This window comes from Anaerolineales bacterium, from assembly GCA_015075725.1.
Taxonomy (GTDB): Bacteria; Chloroflexota; Anaerolineae; order Anaerolineales; family Villigracilaceae; genus Villigracilis.
In genome coordinates this window covers 589,098-613,904 of the sequence record JABTTV010000001.1, presented here as the reverse complement: position 1 = coordinate 613,904, position 24,807 = coordinate 589,098, and the positions used below count along the sequence as shown (strand labels likewise).

Genomic DNA, 24,807 nt, shown 5'->3' with positions numbered 1-24,807 from the left:
ACCTAGAATACTCCAAACTGACGGTGTTTCATACTGGCTTGATGACCGGTTTCACCCCTTCTTAGTGACCATGGCTGTGCCCGCTTCCCTCTGGACCGAGAACCCGTTCCCACTTCCCGAGCGAATCCACCCTCTGAGAGAAGAAAATGGCAATTGTCGTGGTGATCGGCACCGCCGCGATCAATCCCAGCGAGCCGACCAGCGTCCGCACGATTTCTTCGGCAATGAAGGAAAAATTGACGATATAGCCATAATCTCCGCGCCCAAGAGAGAACATCAACAGCATGGGGAGCGAGGCTCCAGCGTAGGCTAAGACCAATGTGTTCACGGTGGCAGCCACATGGTCCTGACCGATGCGCATGGCGGAGGAGTACAGTCCGCGAAACCCGAGGCTGGGATTCGCGTGGTGAAGTTCAAAAACGGCCGAGGCTTGAGTCGTCACCAGATCATCCAATACACCGAGCGCGCCGATGATCAACCCGCCGAGGAAAAGCCCGCGCAGGCTGATGGGCGTTTCACTTAACTGCATCAGGAACATCACATTCTCGTCGCCTGAGCCGTTGAGTTTGGCGAAGACCACAAAAAGGCCCGCCAGCGCGCCGGTAATTAGCAGAACCAAAACCATGCTGATGACCGCCGCGTGCGTTTTGAGAGTCCAGCCATAAGTGAGATACAAGCTGACGCCCAGTAAAATGATCGAACCGATGATGCTGACGGTGAGCGGATCATCGCCAGCAAGAATATGCGGAATGATGTAGCCGATGATGATATACAAACTGAACGCCATGCTGAGCATCGCGCGAACGCCCTTCCATTGACTGATGAGAACAATGGCAATGGCAAAGATGAGAGTCAACCAGAGGATCGGCGTGGTGCGGACGTAATCCACAAAGTAGGCATTGACCACGTTATCCGGCGTTTTCGAAATCGTGACGATGATTCTATCGCCGGGTTTGAGCAAATAATCATCCGACCGCACCTGGCGCCTGCCGTAGTCGATCTCCATTGGAATGTCTTCGTACGTGCCTTCCAAAATGGTGATGCGCGCCACCTGATATTTTTGCGTAAAGCCGCCCAAGTCCACTTCGCCTTCTTCGATGATCTGCGTCACCTCCGCGCGGACGGTATCCGCGCCGAAGGTGGCAAATCCGTCACCGGGGAGTTGGACTCGGGCAAATAATGTGTAAGTTGTGACACCAATGAGCAAAAGAAAAGGAAAGAGCCATGAAGATTTTTTCATGGCGAAGATTATATATCATGTAGGTCCGGCTTTCAGCCGGACAAGTGAAGGCTGCAATTGCAGGTCACGCTTTAGCATGACTTGCGAGACATTATAATTTCACTATGAACTTCAGGCGGTATTACATTCCCGGGTCAGCTGTATTTCTGACACAAGTCGTTGAAGGACGTGAGCCGGTTTTTGGAAATGAAGCTTTGATCGAATTGCTTCTTGAAACGTTACGCAATGTAAAGCAATTCCATCCATTCACCATGCTGGGATATGTATTTCCACCCGATCATTTTCATATTTTTATACTGGTGGCTGGCGGGAACTTCAGCGAGATAATGCATTCCTTGAAACCTAATTTTACGAAAGTATATAAGCGGAAACTTGGATTGTCTTCTGAAGATTCAATGAAATTCTGGCAAAAACGCTTTTGGGATCATGTCATCCGCGATGACCGTGATTTCGAAAACCATCTGCATTGCATCCACTTCAACCCGGTCAAACATGGATATGTTACCGATCCGCGCGCATGGAAATATAGCAGCTATATCGAGTGGAAAAAACGTGGATTGTATCCGCCTGCATTCGAGTGGGATGAACCAATAGATGTAGATTGGGGAGAATGATTTTGTAGGTCACGCTTTTAGCGTGACATGTACCGAATGAACACGAACGTCACGCTGCAAGCGTGACCTACGAAACTATCTCCCATACGGATACCAATACTCCTTATCCTCCATATTGAAATCCCAATGGACGTGCTTGGTTTCGCGGAATTCGTCGAGCCCCTCCTCGCCGAGTTCGCGCGCGCCGCCGGAGTATTTCATCCCGCCAAAGGGACCGGCGTAATGATCGGTGAGCGGGTCGTTGATCCAGATCGTCCCGGCTTTGACGTCGTCGAAGAACTGCTTGATCTTCTTCGCATCGTTCGAGATGAGCACGGCGCCCAATCCATATTGGCAATCATTGGTTAGCTTGATGGCTTCATCGAAGGTCGTATATTCCATCAATGGCACGGCGGGACCGAAGGTCTCATCGCGCATGATGACCATGGAATGATCCACGCCGGAGAGCACGGTCGGTTCGTGGAAGAAGCCCTTGGTCAAATTCTTTGGTCGTCCGCCGCCAGCAAGTATTTTTGCGCCGTGAGATTTTGCATCAGCAATTTGACTCTCGAATTTGGCTCGGTAGGTTTTACCGATCATCGGTCCCATATCGGTTGCGGATTCCAAACCGGAACCCAGGCGTAAGGACCTGACATGCTCCACGATGGCTTCGGTGAATTTCGCCGCACCCCGCCTCGGGATGTAGACCCGTTCCGTCGATGTGCAAACCTGCCCGGCGTTGATCAGAGCCGCATAGGCAACGGCTTTGGCGGCAATCTCCGGATCAGCATCCTCGGCGATGACAGTCGCATCCTTGCCGCCCAATTCCAAATGAAGTTTCTTCATCATCGGCGCGGCGATGGAGGCGATCTTTTGTCCGGTCGCGAGACTGCCTGTAAACGCAATGACCGGCACATCGGGATGTTTGACCAGCGGCTCGCCGGTTTCCGATCCATAACCGGTCACTACATTGACCACACCTGCGGGTAGATGGTCGAAACAATGCTCGGCAAGATATAGCGCCGTGAGCGGAGTCATCTCCGAAGGTTTGATAACGACCGTATTTCCCGCCGCAAGCGCAGGCGCGACCTTCCACGCCATCAGCAACAACGGATAATTCCACGGCACGATGCATCCCACCACGCCGTATGGTTCCTTGACGATGAAATTGAACTGCGAGGATGAGCCTGCCGCCAAGACACTCCCGCGATGATGGCGCCCCAACTCGGCATAATAACGGAAAGTGTTCAGCACCCAATCCACTTCCTCTTCGTTTTCGGAAATCGGCTTACCCTCTTCCAAAGTCAACAAGCGGGCAATTTCCCCGCGATGCGCATGGACTTTCTCCGCGACTTCATGCAGGAGATTCGCCCTTTCATTTGCTCCCAACTTTCGCCACGCATCAAACGCGGATTTCGCCGCCCCCACCGCCGCTTCGATATCTTCCGGCGTCCCGCGCGGGACGCTGTCCAGAATTTCTTCAGTGGCGGGATTCTGTACTTCGATGGCTTCCTTCGAGTTTCCGTTCGTAAACTTGCCGTTGATGTACATTGGGCGCATGATAATCTCCTCTGTGATTGCTACGGGCTCTGCTCACAATGACTACTTAATCTTTCGGCAGTTGCGACTCCTCGATCAAATCCTTCGGCGTCGCTGCGCCGCAGCTGGGACAGACAAATTTATGTTCGACAGGGACGTAGGATCGCGAACAGAAGGGACAAGTGACCGGCAACGGCTCCTTCGGCACTTCCTTGATGACCTCTTTCGTTACTTCGCGAGTCTCCACGCGCGTCCGACCGCCCCCGATAATGACGGGATCGCTGGTATGGTGGTACGTTCCGCCCGATGACGATGAACCTCCTGATGGACCGGATGATTTCTTCGACATGCCACCCGCAAGCGCACCGCCGAAAAGTCCCTCGGCAGACGAATTGCTTTTCGATGAACTCGATCTTGCCCGTGAAGAAGATTTGCCGGAAGACCTCGATCCGCCGCCTTTCATATTTCCCAGCACGAAGAACAGCACAGCCACGATGACGACCGCCGCCAGTGTGACGAAGACAATGATCGCAGTCAGGCGGATCGCGCGCGGAATGTTGAAGAGTTCATACCCGTAACTGAAAAGGAAAACCCCGCCCACGTAAAATGGCGCAAGGATCAGACATAAGAACGTGCCTGTTGATTCTGAGAGACTGCCCTCGAACCAGGTCAGGTAGGCGATGAAGACGATCAACGCCAGGGTTGCCAGTGCGATCAGCCCGCCGGGAATGAGGATATGCAAGGGTTTTCCCGGCTGGGAATCGTCATGATCATATTCATAAACTTCGTGCGTTTTATCGCGCACCTGTCTTGCCTTGTAATCGGATGTTGCCATTCTCTCTCCTTGCTCAAGTCCTTCACCCCATGCCCCTCTCCCGCAAAGAGAGGAGAAACTCCCCCTCCCCAGTTGGGAAGGGGTTGGGGGTGGGGTCAATTATTTACTCAAATCCTTCGCTGTCGATTCCATCTGCGCGAGGATCGCCGCCACCTGCCCGCTCGAAACGTTCACGCGGTACATGTGTTCGAACCCATCGCCGAGCATTATTTTAACTGTACGCCACGAATCGAGTTGAGGTTGCAATTCGCCGCGCGGGATCAAACCCACAGCCTGCCGCCAATGGGGATGGGTCAACTCGTAGTCGCCGAGCAGGCTCACGGTCGAGTCGCGAAGCGGGAAGTTATGAGTCGCCTCCACCCAGCGGGCATCCTGTTCGTTTTCCAAAAGCCAGCGCGCGAATAGCCACGCTGCAAGCTGCTCCTCTTCCGTCGATCTCAGAATTGCATACGACGAGCCATAGGCCGCGATGATCCCGCCGTTCTCATTCGGGAACGGAAGCACAGACCACTCGTCGCGGTTGTTCTCGCCGACGAAGGCGCGCGCCACAGCGGGCAGGTCGCTTAAACTCACTGTGATGAACAACGCCTCGCGTTTTGCAAACGATAGTATCGGATCGGCATTGCTTTGCCACGAACAATTTGCTTCTGCGAGTTCGCGCAAGAATTTGAATGCATTGATATTTTCGGGAGCGAGAAAACGATAATTGCCCTCCTCCAACACGCCGCCCTCGAATGCGAGCATCCACGAATAAACCGTCATCGGTTCGGTGTCCACGATCCAGCCGCCCATCAGATCATTTTCCGCGAAGTCATCCTTCTTCATCGAGTCGTGCGCGCGGCAGGCTTGCTCTCGAAATCCTTCGACAGATTCGGGTTCCGCAGCGAAATTCAATTCCTCCGCCCAGGTCTGGTTCCACAACATCACCTGCGCCGTTCGCTGTGCAGGAATTGCAACTCGCGCATTTCCCGCCAGGTCCTGAGTCCAGAACGCATAAGGGATGTCGTCCGCGGTAATTCCATACAATGGGTCTTCCGCATATTCCGTCAGATCGCTTGTCACGCCTTCTATAAACCATTCCTGCGCATGTTCGGGCAGGACGATCACAAGGTCCGGTTTGTTCTCTGTCGGCAGGGACGCCGTCGTCTCTTCGTATAAATTCGTGAAATTGATGTGGCTTTCCGCTGCAACCTTGATGCCCCACTCGTTGCTTTCATTGAATTCCTTGACGAACGACTCGAACAGACTTTGCTCCAGGCCGTACCACGGCGTCCAGACTTGAATCTCCAACCCGTTCAGCGCCTCCGCATCGACCTCGAGCCGGGTCGCGGGTTTGGGAGTTGAGTCCTCGCTTTGAGCGGACCCGGTCGCCGGTGCCGCCTCGGGCGTTTCGGTTTCTTCCACAACGGAGGGGATTGTCCCCGCGCCGCAAGCCGATAAAAAGATGGATACGGTAAGAAGGAAGGAAAATATTTTCTGCATTGATCTAGGCAGCCAGCAGCATGAACGGCACGGGGGTGAATACCAGGATAAACACTGCGATCATGGCATAAGCGACTGCTTTGCGCTTCGGATCGAGTTCGGTGATCTGGTCCATCGGCTGGGCATTGACGCGGCCGAGCCAGAAGAGCAGAGCCGCCCACAACCACCATCCGCTCCAAAAGACGCCAAGGACGATGAGCAATCCGACAATAAAAGGAAAGGCTTTCTTTGCCTTCTCGCCGAACAGCGAATAGATGATGTGTCCGCCGTCGAGCGTCCCGGCGGGGATAAGGTTGAGGGCGGTGACGAGGATCCCCGCCCAGCCTGCAAATGCAACCGGGTGAATGAAGACGTCGAGTCCGCCAAAGGGAACGGGACGGCCCGTAAAGAAATATTGAAGCCAGTAAATGAGTCCCTGCGGCGCGGCGGGAGCGGGGAGCAACTGCCCAAAGACGATGAACTTCGCAAGGAAATAAAGGATCGAGTTGCCCTCCAAAAACCCATTCGGGTTCGGTTCGATGGGACCGAGCGAGGAAAGCGATAATCCATACAGCAAAACGGGGATTGCGATCACCAATCCGGCGATCGGTCCCGCCACGCCGATATCGAAGAGAATCCGTTTATTCTTCGGTATGCCGCGCATCAGGATCGCCGCGCCCATCGTTCCAAGCGGACTGAACGGTAACGGAATGAAATAAGGCAGGGTGGCGGGAGTCTTGTGATAACGGCTCATGAAATAATGACCGAGTTCATGCGCCAGCAAAATCCCGAGCAGGCTGAGCGCGAAGGGCCAGCCGGTAAAGATGTTCTTGACGATCAAAAGGATCTGACCCAAAAAATCCTCCGGAACGGGTCCTTCGATCTGCACTCCAGCCATCATCACACTGAAGATGGTTAAAATAAAAAGGATGATGTTGGTGGAGACCTTTTCCCGCGCGGGTTCGGGCTGCCTGGGGGCAAGGTAGATGACATGCCTGCCGTCTTCGTGGCGGAAATGAGGGGAGAGTCCGTGCGGGGCGAGCGAATCAGCTAACCGGTCGTAGGCGGAGGCGGAATCCTCATTCAATAATCGACCGCGATAGCGCATCAAAAATCCGGGCTGACCTCCCTCTTGCGTACCCAGGCTGGTCACGTCTTCGATGCGGAAGACACGCGCGACAAGTTGATTCAAAACTTCAGGTTCGGGAAAGGACATGCTTTACTCCATATTTCAAGTACGATGGGCGACCCGTCCATCCACGCCCGACAAAACCTTATTGCGCAAAGGAAGGGTCGCCCGAATGTATCATAGGCGGGAGTGGATGGGAGTCGAACCCACCGCGACCCGCAACGCGACCCGCCACAGGTTTTGAAGACCAGGAAGCCCACCGGGACCTAACCACTCCCATTGGCAAGCATAACCGAGAGGGATGGGTTTTGCAAGTTTGAGGTTAAGAGGGGCTAAATTAAACGGATTGCAGTCTTACAAGGAGGCTGTAATAATATTTAACGCAAAGTCGCAGAGTCGCAAAGAAAAATCCCGGCGTCCTGGCGGCTTTGCGTTAAGAAATCTTGATTGGCCCGGTACAAAAAAGAATCGTGACAGAAAATTTAATGGAGGGTAAAGAATTGGATTGGATCTATATTTGCCGACCCGGTAATATCGACGGGATGGTATCGGGCGCGAAGAAGAATAAAGAGACGATTGCGGCCAGCATGAGCACCATGCAAAGGAAAACAAACCCGCCTGTCAGGATCCCCGTCCATGCCATTGTTTTCCCGCCTTCATTATTCCTGCGAATTGTCTTCAACGAGATTGCGCCGTAGATCAAGGCGAGTAGTCCGAGAAGGAAGCTGATCGGAAAACAAACGAAGCCGGTTAACGGGACCGGGACCATCCCGCCGCATAAAGCCAGCAGTGTGAGAATTCCAAGGATGAGACTGACAATGGAGTGTGAATTCGTTTTTGGAGAACTGTAGATCGGTTCGTTCGATTCCATGAGATTTCTCGTAGGGAATAATAATCTTATTAGACCTCTTGCATAAGCAGTCCCCGGCGGCGGGGACTGCCACCTTGAGCAAGATAAGATTGTAACTTTTGCAAGAAGTCTAATTAATTACAGATGCATACGGACGAGTGATGCGAGTTGCAGTCTTGTGTAAATGGGTCAGAGTTTAACGCAAAGACGCAAGGCCGCAGGAATAATAATTTACGATCTTTGCGACTTGGCGTCCTTGCGATAAGAAAGTAATAAGTGCGAGGATACTTTGTTTGCCTGTGGTTTAAAAACAAAACCGTCCCCGGCAGGACGGTTTCTTTCACAATCTGTCGGGGCGAGAGGATTTGCGCCAGTCCCTCGATGGGGAACGTCCGACCACAAATCTTCCCACTCCGTCAATCTGTCGGGGCGAGAGGATTTGAACCTCCGACCCCTTGCACCCCATGCAAGTGCGCTAGCCGGGCTGCGCCACGCCCCGATTGAGCGACGCGGATTATAGTCTCGATTCCCCATTAACGCAAATGGAATCTAAGTCTCAGACGATGGACGATGGACCGTAGATTGTGAATGTTTCCATCGTCTATCGTCAATGGTCCACGGTCAGACACAATATATATCTTCCTCTTATCTTAATCTTCGGCGCAGCCCACATCCTTTATGCTACAATAAGCGCATCGGAGTTCCCCCTATGTCTGGAATGATAGAGGTCATGATCGACAGCATTCGCGTGCATTTAATGGCACCCCAGCGCGTGGTGGTGTTGAAGCAGGTCGATGCCGAACGGTATCTCACCATCTGGGTCGGACCGTACGAAGCGGAAGCGATCACGGTCGCATTGCAGGAAGTCGAAATGGTCCGCCCGTTGACCCATGACCTGCTCAAAAACGTCTTCAAGGCGTTCAATGCGCGCATCATCCGCGTCGAGATCGTCAAACTGCAGGACGACATCTACTACGGTAACATCGTCGCCGAGGCCGACGGGCGCGAGATCCACATCGACTCGCGATCCTCCGACGCCATCGCCATTGCCGCGCGCGCGCACGTCCCGATCCTCGTTCATCCCAGCGTGATGGAAACGGCGGCGGTCGAGCCGGATCAGGATATGCCGGAGAGCAGCGCCCCCGCCCAAAGAACCGCCCCGCCTCCTTTAAGTGAAGAAGCGAGCGATCGGCTCTCCGTCTTCAAGGATTTCATCGAGAAACTGGATATCGACGACCCCAATAAGGATAACCCCGACTCGCCACCCGCCAAAACCTGAATCTGCCCAAATGACAGAAACCTACCCCGAAGAATCCACCGTCCCCTCAAGCCCAGGTATACCGCACAGCCGGGAAGCCGAAGAAGCAGTAGTAGGGGCGGTGTTGATTAACCCCGAAGTCTATTACGACATCGCCCAATTCCTCTCGCCGGACGATTTCTACATCCATCGCAACCGCTGGATCTGGGAAGCCTTCATCCGTTTGCATGAAGCCCGCACGCCCATTGACCTATTAACCCTCTCCGAAGATTTGGAGCGAACCGGTCAATTGAACGAGATCGGCGGCTCAGCCTACCTGACCTCGCTCATTAACCAGGTCCCGACCTCTCTCAACGCCGAATCTTATGGTCGCATCGTCGAAGAGAACTCGCTGCGACGCAGAATGATACAAGCCGCAAATCAAATTGCGTCATTGGCGTATAAGGGCGATGCGATCGACAATGTAATGGGCGAGGCGGAGAAAGCAGTCTTTGGGGTCAGCGAACGGCGCAACAAGCACGACCTCCTGCCGATTCGCGCGGTCCTATCCACTTATTACGACCGCATCGACGACCTCTCGAAACGCCCCGAAGATTTTCACGGGGTTCCGACCGGTTTTTACGACCTCGATAAACTGCTCAACGGGTTGCAGCCTTCCGATTTGCTCATCATCGCGGGCAGACCGGGGCAGGGCAAGACAGGCTTCCTGCTTTCGGTTGCCAAGAACGCCGGGCTGACCCACAAGAAGCATGTCGCCATCTTCTCTCTGGAAATGTCGAACGAACAGGTGGTTCAACGCCTGATCGCGCAAGAGACAGGAATTGACTCACAGCGCCTGCGCACGGGCAAACTGCTCGAAAACGAATGGCCCCTTTTTACCCACGCCATCGAAGTCTTTTCAGACACGCACATCTTTCTCGACGACACGCCCGCCATCACCCCCTTGCAATTGCGGACGAAATGCCGCCGCCTGCATATGGAGTACGGACTCGATCTGGTCATCGTGGATTACCTCCAGTTAATGAGCGGCGATACGCGCAACGATAACCGCGTGCAGGAAGTCTCGCAGATCTCGCGCAACCTCAAAGTGCTTGCGCGCGAATTGAACGTCCCTGTCCTTGCCGCTGCGCAGTTGAGCCGCGCCGTCGAGCAGCGCACCGATAAACGTCCCGTCCTTTCGGACCTGCGGGAATCGGGGAGTCTCGAACAAGATTCGGATATCGTCATGTTCATCTACCGCCCCGACCAGTATGAAAAGGACACCGACAAGCAGAACATTGCGCAGATCATTGTAGCGAAGCATCGCAACGGTCCTGTTGGAGACATCGAGTTGATCTTCCGCGGCGCGCTGGCGAAGTTCGAGAATGCGGCGACGAAGGTGTTCAAACCGAATGAATGACCATGTAGGGGCGGGATTACCTAGCCCCTACGGAAATGATATGAACTCCTTTCCCGGCTTCACCTCCTCCGAAACGTTCACGCAGATCCCCGATTCATTCCTGCAAATGATGAACGGGATCGACGACATTGCCGAGTTGAAAGTGACGTTGTATGCCATTTGGCGCATCGAGCACATGGAGGGGAATTTTCGCGCGATGGACGAGGGTGATTTCGAGGAAGGGGCTTTGGGCTTGGGAATAATGGAGATTCAGCTCGGGCTGGGGAAAGCCGTCGAGAGGGGAACCCTGCTTCGAGCGGAGAAAGAGGCGCAAGTTTTTTATTTCCTCAACTCCCCGCGCGGACGATTATCCGCTGAAGCGCTTGCGAAAGGACAAGTTAAACCGTCCGCTTCGTATGTGCCGAATAAGTCGAACCTGTTCAGGTTGTATGAAGAGAACATCGGTCCGCTGACGCCTTTGCTGTCGGACATGTTGAAGGAAGCGGAGAAGGTTTACCCGGCGTCATGGTTCGAGGAGGCGTTCGAGATCGCCGTGAGCCGTAACGTGCGGAATTGGAAATATATCGAGGCGATTTTGCGGCGCTGGAAGGAAAACGGAAAAGATGAAAGAAGAGATTCAAAAGACTCTGTCACGGATGCCAAACGATACACCGAAGGCGAGTTCTCCGAATTCTTCAAACGCGATTAACGTGACCAAGCCGCTCGGCGACCCGAACTGTCCGCATTGCGGCGGCGCGGGCTATGTGCGTTACGACGTGCCGGTGGGTCACGAAAAGTTTGGAAGGCTGGAGACCTGCATCTGCCGCGCCAGGGATGTGGCGGAGGCGGCGCGCGCGCGTTTATTTACGTTGAGCAATTTGAACCGGCTGAGTCATTTAACCTTCGGAAACTTCAGCCCAATGGGGAACGATAAAGCCAAATTCATGTCCGCGCAGGAGCGGGAAAATTTACGCGCCGCATTCGACGCCAGTGAGGAATTTGCCCGCGCCCCGAAGGGATGGCTTTTGATCGAAGGCGGATATGGCTGCGGCAAGACGCATCTTGCGGCGGCGATTGCGAACTTTGCAGTCAATCAGGGAACACCCACATTATTTATTACCGTGCCCGATTTGCTCGACTCGTTGCGCTTTGCCTATGACGACCCTGAAACGACGTTCGAAGCGCGTTTCGAAGAAATTCGCAATGCGGGTTTATTGATCCTCGACGATTTCGGCACACAGAACGCCACCCCCTGGGCGCAGGAAAAATTATTCCAGATCATCAATTATCGTTACATCAACAAACTGCCTTCGGTCATTACGACGAATTTGATGCTGGATGAGATCGAAGGACGGATCCGTTCGCGTTTGCAGGATGAAGGCTTTGTCAAATATCTCAAAATCCTCGCGCCCGATTACCGCCGCCCCGAGGAGACGAGCAACCCGGGAATCTCGATGCTGGCTTTGCCCGAGATGAAGGCGATGACCTTCAAGACATTCCAGCCGCGCGATGATGAAGTGGGGACGGAAGCTGTGACCACCACCACCACGGAAAAGACCGATAAATTCGGAAACAAGGTCAAGGATAAAGAGATCACGCGCATCAAAATATCGAAAGACGATGTGAAGACGTTGCACGACGCGCATAATGCGGCGGTCGAGTTTGCAGAGAAGCCTGAAAGTTGGCTGGTTTTGCTCGGAGGTTCCTTCAGTGGAAAAACCCATCTCGCCGCTGCGATCGGCAATTACCGCATCGGCTTGGGCGGGCAGGCTCTGCTCGTCGAAGTGACCTCCCTGCTCGATTACCTCCGCCAGACCTTTCGCCCCAGTTCGGATGTTTCTTTCGACCGGCGTTTTCACGAAATCCGCACGACGCCGTTGTTGATCCTCGATGATCTAAAGGAAAGCGGCGCTGGTTCCGCCTGGGCGGAGGATAAGCTTTACAGCGTGTTGAACTATCGCTACAACGCGCACCTGCCGACGGTCATCACGTCCACGTTGCGGCCGGAATCCTTTGCACTCAGTTACCCGAACTTGTGGAACAAACTGCTTGATCCGGAAAAATGCCGCGTCGTGGCGATCAACATGCCGCCGTATCGAAGGAACGTAAAAGGCAGCAAGGCTCAGAAAAAGAAGTAATTGAAATCTTAACAACATGACTCACCCGGAAATTAAGGTTTCGTGGGTGAGTTCGTTGTTAAGTGCAAATGGAACGAGGATGACAGCTGAAAACGCGGATTTTTTTATCCTTATCCGTGTTTATCTGTGCTCGTCCGCGTCCCAAACTAAATCCTGGGTTAATTATGTTTTCGATACAACTTGCGCGCAAGGGTATACTTGATGTATGAACGGACTTCCCGTCCCCGAATTTTTCGACCCAAACCACGTGGGTGAAGTTTGGAAAGTGGATTACGCCGCCCGGGCAGAAGATGCCCGCCGATTCGCGGCTCGACACAATCTCAAGCCTGCTTCTGCTTCGACGGAGCGCATCTCCCTTTTGCTGATCGACGTGCAGAACACCTTCTGTATCCCCGGCTTTGAGTTGTTCGTGGGCGGGCGCAGCGGAAACGGCGCGGTGGAGGATAACGTCCGCTTGTGCGAATTCATCTACCGCAACATCGGGAATATCACCCACATCATCGCCACGATGGATACGCACATATCCCAGCAGATCTTTCACCCCATCTTCTTTGTCGATGCGGATGGGAATAACCCTGCGCCTTACACCGATATTCATTCGGATGAGTTGCAGTCCGGCAAATGGAAGTTCAACCCTGCGCTCGCTCCGCAGTTCGGCATTGCGCCGGAATACGGTCAGCAGATGATGATCCATTACGCCGAATCGCTCAAAAAGACGGGTAAATACGCGTTGACGGTCTGGCCCTATCATGCCATGCTGGGCGGTATCGGCCATGCGCTCGTCCCTGCTGTGGAGGAAGCCATCTTCTTCCATTCTCACACCCGCATCGACCAGCCGCATTTAGCCGTCAAAGGCGATAAGCCCTTTACCGAAAATTATTCTGTGGTGGGTCCCGAGGTGCTGACGGGTCCGATGGGCGAAATATTGGGCGAACATGATCCGCAATTCATTCAACATCTTCAAGAGGTGGATAAGCTCTACATTGCGGGACAGGCGAAAAGTCACTGCGTGGCGTGGACCGTCCAGGATTTGCTCGACGACATCCTGAAAACGGACACTGAACTCGCCAAAAAGGTCTATCTGCTCGACGACTGTTCATCGGCGGTGGTGGTGCCCGGGGTGGTGGATCACACCGAGGCGGCGAACGATGCGTATGAATGGTTTGCAAAAGCGGGGATGCATGTCGTCAAATCCACAGACGCACTCTAATCCATTTATATTAATAAGGTTTCTTTATGTCCATTTTTGACGGTAAGCGACTTACAAACGAGACGTTCAAACTCGATATCGAACGCATGCGCCGCGGCTGGTATTCGGATAAATATTTCGAGAACATCAACCGCATGTTGACGGCTTTATCGAAGGAGGACTATACCTATTCAGGGGAGCACCATAATTTGCCGGAAGGCATGTCGCCCGAGAAGATCGCGGTGGGGGATATCGAAGTGGAAATGCAGTGGTTTACGCGGCGGATGGGCAAGACCACGGTGGTCGGCGTGGATAAATCGCTGGCAATGCTGCGTCATTGCACCGGTTATTTCGACGGCGAAACATTTGTGGACACATCGGACAAGCTCGAAGTTTGGGCGGTCCACGACGGGACGACGGTGAAGTACGATGACGATCCGACCCGGATTCAACCGGTCATCAAAGTGCGGGGACGCTATCGTGATTTTGCATTGCTTGAAACGCCGACTTTGGGAATTCTGACACGCTCAAGTCGCGTAGCCACGAACGTTTATGAGACTCTGGTGGCGGCGAAAGGCAAACCGGTTCTTTTCTTCCCGGCGCGCTTTGATGTTCATGAAGTCCAAGCCGCGGATGGATATGCTTATAACATTGCGTTGCAGCGGTTCAACAAAGACCATGCCCGCGAGTTGGGCGCATTCGTCTCGACCGATGCGCAGGGCGACTGGTGGGGAGGCGCGGGAGGCGGAACGGTGGCTCACGCCGCGATCGCCTCCTTCCTGGGCGATACTGCCGAGGCGATGATGCAGTTCTCACACATCCTGCCTGCGCGCATTCCACGCATTGCGCTGGTGGATTTCAACAATGACTCCATTCAGGATACCCTGCGTGTGCTGGATGCGATGTTTGCCAAATACCGCGAGCTGACCGATGCGGGGAACAAGGAGGAAGCGGAGAAATACAAGTTGTACGGCGTGCGCCTCGATACGAGCGGGAGTTTGCGCGATGTATCCGTCACCCCGCTGGGAGACCCGCCTTTGGATCTGGGCGTCAACCCGCGCCTGGTGTTCAACGTCCGCTCGGCATTGGATTCAGCCTGGGAACGCTGGGACCTGCCCGCGTCCTGGATAGAGGCGGCGAGGCGATTCTGTCACAACGTAAAGATCGTGGTGTCTGGGGGGTTCAATCCCGATAAGATCCGCAAGTTCGAGAAGTTGAGCGTCCCGGCGGATATTTACGCGGTGGGATCGTATCTTTTCAACAATAACGGATCGACGGTCACAGACTTCACTGCGGATGTGGTGCGCGTGAAAGTCCACGGCGAGTGGATCGACATGGCAAAGGTGGGACGCAAGGTGGGTGGGAACGAAAACCTGGAACGGGTCTGGTAGTTTGAACGTAACGACCAAATGAGCGAGTGGATGAGAATAACCTCATCCACTCGTTTGCATTCAAAAGCAATTGCATAAGTGCTCCCGCGCAGTCCTCCGCGGCGCGGACGTCGCTTTGAGCAGGGCTCATTATGACTATTGCAGGAAGTCTTTATTAATTATCGGATGGCTTCCGGCTCTTCCAGAACTCATCGTCGCTTTGTTTGACCTCTTCGAACGAGCCATGGACGATGTACATGGTCCGTTCGCAGATGTTGGTGACGCGATCGGCGAAGCGCTCGAGATTGTGAGCCACCCAGAGCAGCCAGTTGGCGCGTTCGATGTTCTTCGGATCTTCGATGATGAAGACCATCAGCTCGCGGTAGATCTGGTTGTAGAGCGCATCCACTTCGTCGTCTTCAACCGGAATGCCCGCGGCGGTTTCGGCGTCGTTGCTGGCGTAGGCGGTCAGGGCGCGGTGGAGCATGTCCACGCCTTTGTTTGCCATGCGCGGGATGTCGATGAGCGGTTTGAGTAATTTTTCGTCGCCCATACGCACATTGATGTTGGCGATGCCCTTGGCGTAGTCGCCCATGCGCTCGAGTTCCGAAACGATCTCAAGCGTGGAGGCGAGCAGGCGCAGGTCCTGCGCCATGGGTTGCTGGCGGGCGATCAGGGTCACAAGCTGGTCTTCAAGGTCGAAGCGTTTTCTATTGATGGCTTTATCTTCGACGATGATGGCTTCCGAAGCTTTGATATCGCGTTTCTTCAGGGCTTCCACCGAGCCGAGCAGGGCATGTTCCACCATGCTGCCGAGCAGGATGACTTCGTCCTTGATTTTTTGAATTTCGGTATCGAATGCTTTTCTTGTCATGAATCCTCTGTTGCCTAGATTGTACTTCCGAAGCCCACTACCCGAAGCGCCCGGTCACATAATCTTCGGTACGCTTGTCGCTCGGACGCATGAAGATGGTCTTGGTATCGTCGAACTCGATCACGCTCCCCGCGCGCTTGTCGTCGATCATCATCATGGCGGTGTAGTCGGAGGCTCGTGCCGCCTGCTGCATGTTGTGGGTGACGATGATGATGGTGTAGTTCTTCTTCAACTCCTGCATCAACTCTTCGATGCGCAGGGTGGAGATCGGGTCGAGCGCCGAGGCGGGTTCGTCCATCAAGATGATCTCAGGCTGGATGGCGATGGTACGGGCGATGCACAAGCGCTGCTGTTGTCCGCCGGAGAGGGCGTAGGCGCTTTCTTGCAGTTTGTCTTTCACTTCGTCCCACAGGGCTGCGGCGCGCAAAGATTGTTCTACGAGGTCGTCCATTTTGCCTTTGAAGCCGTTGATGCGCGCTCCCCAGGCGATATTCTCATAAATGGATTTGGGAAATGGGTTCGGTTTTTGAAAGACCATGCCGATCTTGCGGCGTACTTCCACAGGGTCGATTGTTTTGCCATAGAGGTTCTGTTTGTCCAGGAGCAGTTCACCGGTGACATAGCAGCCCGGCACGAAGTCGTTCATGCGGTTGAATGCGCGTAACAGCGTGGATTTTCCGCAGCCGGAAGGTCCGATGATGGCGGTGATCTTCTGGCGTTCCACTTTCATGTTCACACCTTTTACAGCGGTGAAATTCCCGTAGTGGATGGAGAGGTCGTTCGTTTCGATTGCGTAGTTATTGTTTTCCATATTCACTTCCAAAAGTGATTATTTACCATCTGCGTTGATAACGGTTTCGCAGGAAAATGGCTGTAGCGTTCAATGATAGCAACAGGACGAGCAGGACGATGATCGCTGAGGCGGCGATCGAGTGAAACTCCGTCTGTGGGCGGGTTGTCCAGTTGTAGATTTGAATAGGCAGGGCGGTAAATTTTGAAAACACGCCTTCCGGGTCCACGGTGATGAAAGTGGAAGCGCCCACGACGATCAACGGGGCGGTCTCACCCAAAGCGCGCGAGATGGCAAGGATGCTGCCGGTGAGAATACCGGGCAAGGCGTTCGGCAAAACGTGATGCCAGACCGTCTGCCAGCGCGTCGCGCCGACGCCGAAAGCGGCTTGCCGTAACGAGTCGGGCACGGCTTTGATGGCTTCCTGCGCGTTGATGATGATGAGCGGCAGGACGAGGATGCCCATCGTCAGCCCGGCAGAAAGCACGGTGCGCCCGTTCGAGTCTGTGATGCCAAAGGCTGCGCCGCTCGTCAACGCTTCAAAGGTACGGACGAAGACCGCCAGCCCCAACATTCCATACACGATGCTGGGCACGCCCGCCAGATTATTTATATTGGTCTGAATGATATTGGTAAACCAGTTGTGCGGGGCATATTCCTGCAAGTAAATGGAAGCCCCCACTCCTATTGGTAATGCGAAGAGAAGCGCAATGCCCACCAGCCAGAGCGATCCCAGGATGGCGGTACGTACGCCTGCAAATTCTGCCTTGGAAGACATGGGGGTGGAGAGAAATTGCGGCGTGAGCCACAAGCGGAATTCCAATTCGGCGTCGGGGTATTTCTCGGCAACCCTGGCGCGAATTTCATCACTTTTCAAAAGCGAGTCGGTCAGGCTCCAGGTTTCTTTCGTGTCAATCTGAACGAGCCTTTCAAGGAACAGGATGTACAGGTCTGCCTGTGAGCGCGTTTCCATTTTTTGCTCGTTATCCAGTTTTTTATACGCGCCGGAGGAAAGATTCTCCTGCAAAACGACCAGGAGTTCTTCCCGGGTCAATTGAGAAACCGGGGTGGAAGTGAATTCAGAGGGCGGATTTTTATACTCAAATGCCACATATCCAAACCCGCCATTAATAATGTCATAGATCAATGCCCCCAAGCTGATCATGGCGATCAGCAAGGCGGAAAGGAATACCGTTTGCCAGACCGAGCCAACCAGATAACGTTTTCGTAACGCCGCGTAGAAGGCTTCACCCTGGGCATAATGTTCATTATATTGGCTCATTCGTATTGCTCCCGGAATTTATTGACCACCCACTGGCTTATAAGGTTTAAAACAAGCGTGACGAGGAACAACATCAGCGCAATGGCGAACAGGCTGGTGTAGTCAATGGTGTTATAGGAAAGGTCGCCGCCGCTGATGCGGGCGATATGCCCGGTCATGGTTTCGGCGGCATCGAGCGGATTGAATGAGAAATTTGGTCCCGCTCCCGCAGCAACCGCTACGATCATGGTTTCACCGACCGCACGCGAAATTCCAATAATGACGGCAGCCCCAATGCCTGAGAGAGCGGCAGGTAAAACTACCTGCGTGCTGGTTTCTAGTTTCGTTGCGCCCATGGCGTATGCGCCTTCCCGTAAGGCGCGCGGCACGGCGCTGAGCGAGTCTTCGCTCATGGATGCAATCAGCGGCAGGATCATAATGCCCATCACCAACCCGGCAGACAGCATGTTGTACGTTTGAAGTTGGTTGCCGCTAAAAAACAATTTGAGAATTGGCGTTACAAAAAGCAGGGCGAAGTAACCATACACCACGGTGGGAATACCCGCCAGAATTTCCAAAACCGGCTTGAGAATTCCCCGTGCTTTCGGGGAGGCGTATTCACTCAAATAGATGGCGGATGCCAGCCCAAGTGGAAGCGAGATCAGAATGGCAATGAAACTGGTCGTCAGGGTGGCGGAGACCAATGCCACAATCCCATATTGCCCAATTCCAGGCTGCCAGCGGGTTGTTGTAAAAAACTTCACCAGGGTGACATCGGGATCAACAAAGAATAACAGGGCTTCCTTGCCAAGTTCGTACACGATGGCGAGCGTGACGAAGATGGAAAGGATGCCGGTTAAGAACAGACTGCCCTGAATAAGAAACTCTCCGATCCTGAACTTCTTTTTCAGATCGAATTGACGAAAAATCTGCGGCTCCATGGGTTGTGATTTGATGTTTTCTTCCATAGAAAATGCTCTTTTCATATTTTATAGGGTCGGGCACAGAAAATAAGCTGTTTTTTCAAATGAGGACTGGGGGGATAATACCAAAAAAACTCCGACCGTACATGAGAAACGGGCTGGTCCCCAGTTGTAGAGACCAGCCCATCTTTTATGCTGACTTACAAATTATTTTCCGACACCGAGTTCCCAGTTCTTCAACGCCTGTTCGAATTCAGCGGCGGGAGCGGGGAAGTAACCCACGTCAATGATGTTATCTTCAAGGTTGGTGAGGTAGAAGTAGATGAAAGCGGCAACCTGCGGTTTTTCCTGCATGATGGCAGCCGTGGAGTAGATGTAGAGCGGGCGGGCGAGTGGGTAGGTGCCGTTGTCCACATCTTCCTGATTGGGTTCCACACCTTCAACATTGAGAGCCTTGAGTGTATCGGTGTTCTCGACATAGTAAGCATAACCGAAGTAACCGATGGCATAGGGGCTGCCGACCACACCCTGAACGAGGACGTTGTCATCTTCGGAGTACTGCGCGCCTTCACGGGCGAGCAGGGCTTCTTCGCCGCCATGATCTTCCATGACCGCTTCGACGAAGTAGTCGAAGGTGCCGGAGTCAGAGCCGGGGGAATAGATCTGGATGGTCTCGGCAGGGAAGGAGGGATCAACCTGATCCCAGGTGGTGATTTCGCCGGAGTAGATCTGACCGATTTGTTCGATGGTGAGGTTGGTGACGAAATCGTTCTCGGCGCTCACAACCACAGCGAGGGCATCGGTGGCAACGCGGAACTCGAGCGGTTCACGGCCGATGGCCTGGCACTGTTCCACTTCGCTGTCTTTTATGGGGCGGGAGGCATTGGATATATCGGACTCGCCCGCCACGCAGAAACGTTCGAACCCAGCGCCGGTGCCGATGCTATCCACAGTTACGGAACCAGCAAAACCTTCCTGTTGGAAGAGCTCCGCCATGCGTTCGGTGACGGGGAAGACAGTGGAGGAACCGGCAGTGATCACATCGCCTTCAACAGCATCCGGGGCATACATCGCCATCGGGTCTTCCGGGGCGGCTTCTGCGGCGGCCTCGGTGACAGGTGCCGCTTCGGTAGCGGGAGCGGCTTCTGTGGCGGGAGCGCCACAAGCAGCAAGCGCAACGCTCAACGCAACGAAGAGGAACATAGACGTACGAAAAATCTTGGACATTTCTCTTTTTCTCCTATTTTGTTTGACTACGGCACAAATGATAACCAGAGGCGCTTAAGGTCAATGGAAGGACAAGTTAACATCGTGTTAAATCTGTTAATATAAAAAGACCGCAAAGATAGTTACAATTGCTCCATGGACAAAACCCCGTTTTTCCTTGCCCCTGAATACCGGGATTATGTCTGGGGTGGATCGAGACTCCGCCCGGATGTCGTTCCCACGGCCGAGGCGTGGATCATCTTTGCGGGCAACCGCATCGCTTCCGGACCGTATGCCGGGCGTGCCCTCTCAGACCTTTCTCTTGAATTTGGCGCTGACCTGCTCGGTTCAAAAGCCGTCGCCCAGACGGGGAATCGTTTTCCTGTATTAGTGAAAGTTTTGGATTGCGCTCAATGGCTTTCTTTGCAGGTTCACCCGAACGATGAGCAGGCAAAACACCTGGAAGGCGAAGGTTTCTTTGGCAAGACCGAAGCCTGGCATATCCTCGAAGCCGAACCGAATGCCGAGTTGATCGCGGGCATCAGGCTGAATGTTTCTGCCGAACAGGTAACCGCCGCCATTCAAAGCAAAAGTGGAAAGATATTGGAATTGGTAGAGAAAGTGAAAGTGGTTCCAGGCGATACGCTGTTCATGAATCCCGGCACCATCCATGCGCTTGGACCGGGACTGCTCATTTACGAGATCCAGCAAACATCCGACCTGACCTATCGCGTTTACGATTGGGGACGCCCCGAAACTGAAACACGCAAACTGCATGTCGAGAAGGCAATCGCAGTTGCAAGACCAAATGCCGCGTCGTTGCCCGTCAAACCTCCGCAAATGGACGATGGCGAGGTAATCACGTTGACCCAATGCCAATATTTTCAATTGGATGCGGTTCAGATCGAGAAGAAAAATGTCCGCATGGAGACGGGGGGAGAATCCTTTCACGGGTTGACCGTGATCGAGGGGCGGGTCCAGGTGTCGGCGGAAGGAGAGGCGTTTATCCTCAATAAGTTCGAGACCTTATTAATCCCCGCTTGTTGCGGCGTCTATCAAATCCAGCCGTTTCAGAAAAGCCGTATTTTGAAAGCCAGCGTCTAGCCCCGAAGGGGTCGTTTTACTTCCATTCCCATGTACTGACAACTGATAAGGCGCGATAAGCGGTGAGATCGAGCTGCAATGGCGAAACGGAGATGAAACCTTCCGCCAATGCGCCGACGTCGGTACCTGACTCGGGGACGCCGGTGGGCGCGTCGCCGCCGATCCAATAATAGGGACGGTTGCGCGGGTCGATGCGTTCGTCGAGGCGGCTGTGATACACGCGTAACCCCTGGCGTGTCACACGAAATCCTTTGATCTCTTCCCTTTTCAAGAAAGGAATATTGACATTGAGCAGCGTGTCTTCGGGCAGCCCATGTGAGAGGACGTTTCCGACAGTCACGCGCGCGGCGTAGGTGGAAGCGGAATAGTCGATGGGACCGAGCGTGCCTTCGGGAATTTCGAGCGAGACCGCCACGCCCGGCACGCCCATGATGACGGCTTCCATTGCGGCGGTGACGGTTCCGGAATAAGTGACATCGTGCCCAAGGTTTGCGCCTGCGTTGATGCCGGAAACCACCAGATCGAACTTCTCTTTGAAGTAACCAAGCAGGGCAAGCGCCACGCAGTCGCTGGGAGCGCCGTCGCTGGCAAAGGCTTGCGATCCGTCTTCGAGGCGGAATTCGCGCACGCGCAGGGCGCGGTCGAGGGTTTTGACATGACCGCTGCCGGACCAGTTGCGTTCCGGCGCGAGAATGGTGACTTCACCGAGGTTGCGCATTTCTTGAGCGAGGGCAAGCAAGCCCGGCGCAAGCACGCCGTCATCGTTGGTGACAAGGATCCGTTTGGTCATTGGATGCCGCCTTTCAATAGATTTCCCCTATTGTAATGATGAAAGAGAAAAGAAGAAAGAAGGATTATGCGCGCGCCATGACCAGGCGGGTGAATGCGCTTTCCAGGTATCGAAATCCCCAACTGCTCATCACGCGCAAGGGGCTCCATTCATTCAACTTGCGCACACGGGTGGTTCGTTCTTGGAGGGCAATGAGCAGGTCTGAGGCGGTGGTGCCGGGGAATTCCGTTGCGCCGAAGCCGATCGTATCGATGACATGCGCATCGCTGTTTGCAGTGTGGGCAAGGTTGATGGTATTGGCGAAAATGCGCGCATAGTGATTGCTGATCCGGTCTATGGCGGTTCCGTTGTACGTTTCGATGCCGATCAAGGCTTTTCCGGCGAGGGGGTGTCTCAATGCTTTCGAAATGGATGCGGGGGTCAGGCTTTTCATGCCCATGCCGCCCGCCATCGGGTGCGCGGCAATTGCAACGCCGCCCTGGTCTTTTACTTTTAGAAGGGTTTCGATCAACGAAAGCCCGGGTTGGATCTTCTCATTGATGAATAACGCCAGAAGATCGCCCTCGGCTGTAGTGATCTCGCTCCCGACGATCACCTCGACTCCATAATGGCAGGCAAGTTTTTCCGCTTCCAACGCCCCTGCGATCTCATCGTGATCGGTGATCGCGATGACGTTCAAACCGAGTTGGCGTGCGCGTTGCAAAACAGCCCGGACGGTGGCTGTGCCGTCGTAACTGTAGATGGTATGCAAATGCAGGTCGGCAAGTCCCATTTTTTTTCCTGTTCTTCCTTAACGGTTAGACCGTGTTCCTTTTCATAAGTTTCAGTCATCCTCCGCCCTCCAGTCTATCGTGTGGATGTTAATGAGACTTTACCTGCCGGTATCGGTCTTGTTAACGTTTCCACCCGCCTGACGCTGACAGGCGGGTGGATGAAGGAAGGAGGAGAAGTATGAAAAGGAACTACGCGCGATGTTGCTTTTGAAGGTATTCGCGGCGTTTCAACGACGCATCCACCGAGAAGATGGTCAGCAGAGCGATGAAAAGGAACAAAGCGAAGATCGTTTCCATGCCCGTATCTTACACCCGCCTCATTGAGGGGGACTTAAGAACCAGTTAACAAATGGTAAAAACTTGCAGGTTTGAAAACCGGCGTTGAATCGACGCATGTCAAACCATAACCTGTTGTTAACAACCATTCCCGCCATCATTCATATAATGAGCCATCTCAATGCGACAGGTGACCTGAATGGAATTTACGGCAACCGAATTGATGAAAGGCATCATCCTGCTTGAATTGCAGGGCAGGATGGACATCACAGGGGTGAACAAGATAGAGACAAGCTTTACCGGATATTGCGCCGGTGAAAAACCCAAGATCATCGTGGATCTCGCAGGCGTGGATTTCCTCACCTCGATCGGGATCCGATTGCTCGTCACCAACGCCAAATCGATGATATCGCGCGGCGGGAAGATGGTCATCCTTAATCCCACGCCCGAAGTAATGGGCGTGCTCGAGATCACAGACATTCCCGCCATAATCCCCGTTTACTCGCAGATCGAATCTGCCGAAGCCGTTTTGCTTGGCTCCTGAACTTGTTATTTGCAGGGGATTTCAAAAAGAATCGTGCTGCCGCGGGCTCCGTCGCTTTCCGCCCAAATTTTTCCGCCGTGCGCTTCGACGATGTGTTTCGAAATGGACAACCCCAACCCTGTGCCGGACCCGGTGCGGGACGAATCGACCCGATAGAATCTTTCGAAGATGCGGGAAAGACTCTCCGAAGGGATTCCGATCCCCGTATCCCGCACCGCGAATCGTACCCCGCCAGAAATGGGTTCTGCGCCCAATGTAATTCTTCCCCCTGGCTTTGTGAACTTGACCGAATTATGAATGAGGTTCACCAATACCTGCTCCAACCGGCTTTTGTCCGCGTCGATATTTGGCAGGCCGGTCTCGCATTCAACTTCCAAAATCAAATTCGCGCGTTCCATTTGTGCTTTCATCCGCTCCGCCGCCGAGTCGATCAACGTTCGCGGCGGGATGGGTTCGAAATTAAGCTGCACCTGCCCCGATTCGATGCGCGACAGGTCGAGCAGTTCCTGCGCCATTTGAGTCAGCGCATCGACTTCAGTGTGGATTCGGTCCAGGAATCGCGGACCAGCTTCCGGGTCCGCTAATGCGCCGTTTTGCAGGGTTTCAGTCAGGGCTTTGAGAGAGGCGAGCGGAGTCCTCAGTTCATGCGAGACATTGGAGATGAAGTCGCGCCGCACGTTTTCAAGTTTGCGGATCCGGGTCAGGTCCTGTGCCAGGATCAAACTTCCACCTTCGTGTTCGTCAGGTATGACAATGATCTGCAAATATTGCTTTCGGATGGGGATCTCCACAGTTTCGATCTGAAGCAGGCGGGTCTGCTGGCAGCGCTTCCAGGCCTCGATCACTTGATGGCTTCTTACCACCTGTGCCACACTTTGTTGGGCTGGAAAACTTGTTTCGAACAATTTGCCCGCCGCCGGGTTGGCGAACTGCACGCGGCCGTCTGAATCCGCGATGAGGACGCCGTCGGTGAGTTGTTCGAGCACGGTGGCGAGTCGCTCGTTCTCTTTGCGAAGGGAGTTAAGTTCAGATTCGAAAAATGCCCGGCGCGATTCGATCGCGCTGACGAGCTTGTCGATTCGATCCGATTGGGGAAACGGAATCTTGGTGTCGCGCAGGGATCGAACCGTGTGGGCGATGTCCCGCCGCAGTTGAAAGTAGCGCCACGCAAACCACAATGCAAGCAGGAGGAAAAAAAGCGCGAGAAGGAAGGGGGTTTGTGTCATGCGTAACCTGCAACACCTGCGCTTGCGCACGGTGCAAGCGTGAGTGTAACGTAAATTAGG

The 24,807-nt window shown here is 53.9% G+C and carries 23 protein-coding genes and 2 tRNA genes; 9 read left to right on the top strand and 16 right to left on the bottom strand.

All coding sequences use genetic code 11. The annotated features are described in order from the left end of the window. Positions 1-61: 61 nt before the first annotated feature. Entirely contained in the window at positions 62-1,240 is a 1,179-nt protein-coding gene (locus HS100_03015) for a YibE/F family protein (GenBank protein ID MBE7432861.1), read from the bottom strand. A gap of 104 nt (positions 1,241-1,344) precedes the next feature. Between HS100_03015 and HS100_03010 the strand changes: the two genes are divergently transcribed. Next, positions 1,345-1,854, top strand: a complete 510-nt coding sequence (locus HS100_03010; protein MBE7432860.1) for a transposase — start codon at positions 1,345-1,347, stop codon at positions 1,852-1,854. A 75-nt stretch (positions 1,855-1,929) separates the two neighbouring features. Here HS100_03010 and HS100_03005 read toward each other — a convergent pair whose 3' ends face one another. From HS100_03005 to HS100_02975, 7 genes are all read right to left on the bottom strand, one after another. Next, the gene (locus tag HS100_03005) at positions 1,930-3,384 is read right to left on the bottom strand and encodes an aldehyde dehydrogenase (GenBank protein MBE7432859.1); all 1,455 of its coding nucleotides are present in this window, start codon (positions 3,382-3,384) and stop codon (positions 1,930-1,932) included. 55 nt (positions 3,385-3,439) lie between these two features. Next, positions 3,440-4,207: a hypothetical protein gene (locus tag HS100_03000; protein ID MBE7432858.1), complete on the bottom strand. Its 768-nt coding sequence runs from the start codon at positions 4,205-4,207 to the stop codon at positions 3,440-3,442. A 99-nt stretch (positions 4,208-4,306) separates the two neighbouring features. Beyond that, on the bottom strand, positions 4,307-5,689 hold the full coding sequence (locus tag HS100_02995) for an extracellular solute-binding protein (GenBank protein MBE7432857.1): 1,383 nt from the start codon (positions 5,687-5,689) through the stop codon (positions 4,307-4,309). Positions 5,690-5,693: 4 nt separating this feature from the next. Continuing rightward, positions 5,694-6,884: a site-2 protease family protein gene (locus HS100_02990; protein MBE7432856.1), complete on the bottom strand. Its 1,191-nt coding sequence runs from the start codon at positions 6,882-6,884 to the stop codon at positions 5,694-5,696. Positions 6,885-6,981: 97 nt separating this feature from the next. After that, positions 6,982-7,075 (bottom strand) — tRNA-Sec (locus tag HS100_02985). A gap of 233 nt (positions 7,076-7,308) precedes the next feature. After that, positions 7,309-7,668 carry a DUF4190 domain-containing protein gene (locus HS100_02980; protein MBE7432855.1) on the bottom strand — a complete coding sequence of 120 codons (360 nt, stop codon included), beginning with the start codon at positions 7,666-7,668 and terminating at the stop codon, positions 7,309-7,311. Between the two features lie 403 nt (positions 7,669-8,071). After that, positions 8,072-8,146 (bottom strand) — tRNA-Pro (locus tag HS100_02975). Positions 8,147-8,356: 210 nt separating this feature from the next. Between HS100_02975 and HS100_02970 the strand changes: the two genes are divergently transcribed. The 6 genes from HS100_02970 to HS100_02945 all read left to right on the top strand — a co-directional run bounded on the left by HS100_02970 (position 8,357) and on the right by HS100_02945 (position 15,001). Beyond that, a complete protein-coding gene (locus tag HS100_02970; protein ID MBE7432854.1) occupies positions 8,357-8,926 on the top strand; it encodes a bifunctional nuclease family protein in 570 nt (189 codons plus the stop codon). Between the two features lie 10 nt (positions 8,927-8,936). Next, a complete protein-coding gene (gene dnaB, locus HS100_02965) occupies positions 8,937-10,304 on the top strand; it encodes a replicative DNA helicase (GenBank protein MBE7432853.1) in 1,368 nt (455 codons plus the stop codon). Further along, positions 10,297-10,992, top strand: a complete 696-nt coding sequence (locus HS100_02960; protein ID MBE7432852.1) for a DnaD domain protein — start codon at positions 10,297-10,299, stop codon at positions 10,990-10,992. Before dnaB ends, HS100_02960 begins: the two co-directional genes overlap by 8 nt. 1 nt (position 10,993) lies before the next feature. After that, positions 10,994-12,421, top strand: coding sequence for an ATP-binding protein (locus HS100_02955; GenBank protein ID MBE7432851.1), 1,428 nt, complete (start codon positions 10,994-10,996; stop codon positions 12,419-12,421). A 205-nt stretch (positions 12,422-12,626) separates the two neighbouring features. Next, a complete protein-coding gene (locus HS100_02950; protein ID MBE7432850.1) occupies positions 12,627-13,631 on the top strand; it encodes an isochorismatase in 1,005 nt (334 codons plus the stop codon). Between the two features lie 26 nt (positions 13,632-13,657). Next, positions 13,658-15,001 carry a nicotinate phosphoribosyltransferase gene (locus HS100_02945; GenBank protein MBE7432849.1) on the top strand — a complete coding sequence of 448 codons (1,344 nt, stop codon included), beginning with the start codon at positions 13,658-13,660 and terminating at the stop codon, positions 14,999-15,001. A gap of 154 nt (positions 15,002-15,155) precedes the next feature. Here the strand turns inward: HS100_02945 and phoU are convergent, their stop codons facing one another. The 5 genes from phoU to HS100_02920 form a co-directional block, all read right to left on the bottom strand. Beyond that, positions 15,156-15,854 carry a phosphate signaling complex protein PhoU gene (phoU, locus tag HS100_02940; protein ID MBE7432848.1) on the bottom strand — a complete coding sequence of 233 codons (699 nt, stop codon included), beginning with the start codon at positions 15,852-15,854 and terminating at the stop codon, positions 15,156-15,158. A gap of 37 nt (positions 15,855-15,891) precedes the next feature. Next, positions 15,892-16,665: a phosphate ABC transporter ATP-binding protein gene (gene pstB / locus HS100_02935; protein MBE7432847.1), complete on the bottom strand. Its 774-nt coding sequence runs from the start codon at positions 16,663-16,665 to the stop codon at positions 15,892-15,894. 22 nt (positions 16,666-16,687) lie between these two features. Further along, positions 16,688-17,809, bottom strand: coding sequence for a phosphate ABC transporter permease PstA (pstA, locus tag HS100_02930; protein MBE7432846.1), 1,122 nt, complete (start codon positions 17,807-17,809; stop codon positions 16,688-16,690). A gap of 113 nt (positions 17,810-17,922) precedes the next feature. Further along, positions 17,923-18,873, bottom strand: a complete 951-nt coding sequence (gene pstC / locus HS100_02925; protein ID MBE7432845.1) for a phosphate ABC transporter permease subunit PstC — start codon at positions 18,871-18,873, stop codon at positions 17,923-17,925. Positions 18,874-19,035: 162 nt separating this feature from the next. Next, on the bottom strand, positions 19,036-20,055 hold the full coding sequence (locus HS100_02920; protein MBE7432844.1) for a PstS family phosphate ABC transporter substrate-binding protein: 1,020 nt from the start codon (positions 20,053-20,055) through the stop codon (positions 19,036-19,038). A 135-nt stretch (positions 20,056-20,190) separates the two neighbouring features. Here HS100_02920 and HS100_02915 point away from each other — a divergent pair, with 135 nt between their 5' ends. Next, positions 20,191-21,138, top strand: coding sequence for a class I mannose-6-phosphate isomerase (locus tag HS100_02915; protein MBE7432843.1), 948 nt, complete (start codon positions 20,191-20,193; stop codon positions 21,136-21,138). Between the two features lie 16 nt (positions 21,139-21,154). Here the strand turns inward: HS100_02915 and surE are convergent, their stop codons facing one another. Then, on the bottom strand, positions 21,155-21,928 hold the full coding sequence (surE, locus tag HS100_02910; GenBank protein MBE7432842.1) for a 5'/3'-nucleotidase SurE: 774 nt from the start codon (positions 21,926-21,928) through the stop codon (positions 21,155-21,157). Between the two features lie 64 nt (positions 21,929-21,992). Continuing rightward, positions 21,993-22,700, bottom strand: coding sequence for a PHP domain-containing protein (locus HS100_02905; protein MBE7432841.1), 708 nt, complete (start codon positions 22,698-22,700; stop codon positions 21,993-21,995). Between the two features lie 476 nt (positions 22,701-23,176). Between HS100_02905 and HS100_02900 the strand changes: the two genes are divergently transcribed. Next, positions 23,177-23,521, top strand: a complete 345-nt coding sequence (locus tag HS100_02900) for an STAS domain-containing protein (GenBank protein ID MBE7432840.1) — start codon at positions 23,177-23,179, stop codon at positions 23,519-23,521. A gap of 5 nt (positions 23,522-23,526) precedes the next feature. Here HS100_02900 and HS100_02895 read toward each other — a convergent pair whose 3' ends face one another. Further along, the gene (locus HS100_02895) at positions 23,527-24,747 is read right to left on the bottom strand and encodes a PAS domain-containing protein (GenBank protein MBE7432839.1); all 1,221 of its coding nucleotides are present in this window, start codon (positions 24,745-24,747) and stop codon (positions 23,527-23,529) included. Positions 24,748-24,807: the final 60 nt, after the last annotated feature.